Below are 1,872 nucleotides of genomic sequence, written 5' to 3'. Positions count from 1 at the left end.
GCGCAGAACCGCCGAACCGGATTCCAGCAAAGCCACGCAGGCGCATCCGTGCTTGCGCACGTAGGCGTAAATCCGGTTCGGCGGTTCTGCGCTTGGGCGTGAAACCGCATCCGTGCATCATTGGATTTGTGGGATTGCCGACCATGCCCCAGCCACTCGCCACCGCCCCGGAGCGCGCGCAACTGCTCGCCATCGGCTCGGCCGGCGCCGCTGGCCGGGCCATCGACCCCGTGCCCGTGGTGCGGCTGTTCACGCCGGACGCGCATGTGACCTGGCTGCTGGCCGCGCTCGATCCCGCCGATGGCGACACCGCCTGGGGCCTCATCGACCTGGGAATCGGGATGCCGGCGCAGGGCACCGTCAAGCTATCCGACCTGGCTGGCATCGTCGGGCCGCGCCAGCAGCCCGTGATGCGCGACCTCTATTTCCGCCCCACGCGCACGCTGTCGGAATACACCCGGCTGGCCGAGCGCGACGGAGCGATCCCGGACTGAATACGGCCTACTGTGACTTTTTCAGTCTGGTGTCATACCGGGTAGGTCTCAATCGAGATTCTTGCGGCGAAGCCCTACCAATCTGATCCAAATAGACAGGATGCTTGACGCGGGCTGCGGCAGGCTGGCTTGTGCGGTGCCCTCGGTCGGGGCGCTGCCGCCGCAGCATTGAGACGAATACCGCAACACATCGGAGCCAATCGGTCTTGATAGCCCCATCCGCTGTTTTCACCCCTGACGTTCCGACGAAGGCGATGTAGCGCGTAGTTCTTCCGTGGCGGCGAGTCCTGTTCGCAGGAGGAGGCGTCATGGTCAATCCTCATCACCTCGCGCATTGGTATCCCACTGCCGCATACCTGTATGTCTTTTGGCTGGATGCGCTCGCGCTCGCCTGGGAGTACCTGCGCAGGCATCCAGACTACCGGCTCGACTGGCTGCGCCGTCATCGCCGGCGTGAAGCAGCGCATCGCTGGGGCTTGCGCCTGCTGGAAGACCCAGCCCTGGATGCGCGCGACGCGCATCCAGCCTGGCTACCCGGCCACGCTGCCGTGGTGCAACTCTACCCCGATGCCGATCCGCCCGTGGATGCCGAATCCTTCGCGTTCTGGCGCATCCCCGGCCAAAAGCAACTGTTCCACGACGGCAAGAAACTGGCGCTGATCGCGCGCAGTCCACGCCATTGCCTGCGCTTTGCGCTGGCGGCTGGGCTCGAAGACGGCATGGCCGTCGCCTATGCCCACCGCGGCGGCGCTGCCGCGCCTGCGCGCGGTCATGTGTTCGGCGCGGCACTGGCCGATGCCAGACGTAGGCCGACACCTGCCGCGCAGCCCCAACGCTATCTGACCAACGACGAAGCCGCCGAATACCTGCGCCTGTCGCCGCGCACGCTGGAAAAGCAGCGCGTGATCGGCGGCGGCCCGCGCTTTCGCAAGTTCGGCCGGCGCGTCATGTACGCCGTGGCCGACCTCGATGCCTGGGCCGCCGACCGCAGCTTCGAGACGACTTCCGATCCCGAATACGCCGAGCACCACTCGGCCGACAGCCGTGCGCGCTGACCACTGGAGCGCGGGAGGCCATCGCCATGTCCAGCCCTGCGCTGCCGTCCCGGCAGCGGCCGTTGCAAGAGCGCGAACAGCTCGACCTGTTCCGCGCCTTGCCCGGCGACATGGCGCCGCGCGACAGCCAGGACTTGATGGCCTTTCCGTTCTTCTCGCTGGCGAAGTCGCGGCGCGTCGCGCCGATCGACTTCCGGGCGGGGAACGTCACGATCCGCGTGGAAGGCACGGCCGAGCATGGCATCGCCACGATTTGGGACGCGGACGTGCTGATATGGGCGGCCTCGCAGATCGTGGATGCCCGCGACGCGGGCTTCCGCTCG

General features: G+C 67.3%; 3 protein-coding genes and 1 pseudogene. All 4 read left to right on the top strand.

Annotation, left to right across the window (positions count from 1 at the left end):
- Positions 1–143 precede the first annotated feature (143 nt).
- Entirely contained in the window at positions 144–494 is a 351-nt protein-coding gene (locus FHR87_RS18835; protein WP_183168292.1) for a DUF2958 domain-containing protein, read from the top strand.
- 308 nt (positions 495–802) lie between these two features.
- Positions 803–1,120 (top strand): annotated as a pseudogene (locus FHR87_RS19715) (DUF7011 domain-containing protein); the annotation flags it as partial.
- 162 nt (positions 1,121–1,282) lie between these two features.
- Positions 1,283–1,549 carry a helix-turn-helix transcriptional regulator gene (locus FHR87_RS19710; protein ID WP_221189933.1) on the top strand — a complete coding sequence of 89 codons (267 nt, stop codon included), beginning with the start codon at positions 1,283–1,285 and terminating at the stop codon, positions 1,547–1,549.
- Between the two features lie 26 nt (positions 1,550–1,575).
- A partial coding sequence (locus FHR87_RS18825) for a replication initiator protein A (protein ID WP_183168290.1) occupies positions 1,576–1,872 on the top strand: 297 nt, incomplete at its 3' end.

Source organism: Azomonas macrocytogenes (assembly GCF_014191985.1).
Classification (GTDB): Bacteria; Pseudomonadota; Gammaproteobacteria; order Pseudomonadales; family Pseudomonadaceae; genus Azomonas; species Azomonas macrocytogenes.
This window is presented reverse-complemented; position numbering and strand designations above follow the sequence as displayed.

Excerpts from the sequence above, each read along its gene's own strand:
- FHR87_RS18835 (WP_183168292.1), top strand. The coding sequence starts at position 144 with ATGCCCCAGCCACTCGCCACCGCCCCGGAGCGCGCGCAACTGCTCGCC.